At 68.2% G+C, this 217-nt stretch carries 1 pseudogene; it reads left to right on the top strand.

What is annotated here, in order from left to right:
• Positions 1-217 (top strand): annotated as a pseudogene (locus tag VT52_RS38545) (ISAs1 family transposase); the annotation flags it as partial.

Here is a 217-nt window from a genome sequence, read left to right on the forward strand (position 1 = left end):
CTGCAGGCCAGAGCCACTGATCAGAGTGGAGGCAAGCCGCAGTGGCGGGCGGTGGCCGTAGACGGGAAACAGCTGCGCGGATCGAGGGCGGGCGGCGGCAAGGCGGTGTGGCTGCTGGCAGCCCTGGATCACACGGGCACGGTGATCGGGCAAAGGCAGATCGACGCGAAGAGCAACGAGACACCCGCTTTCATCCCCCTGCTCGAGGGCCTCGACC

This window comes from Streptomyces malaysiense (assembly GCF_000980885.2).
Taxonomy (GTDB): domain Bacteria; phylum Actinomycetota; class Actinomycetes; order Streptomycetales; family Streptomycetaceae; genus Streptomyces; species Streptomyces malaysiense.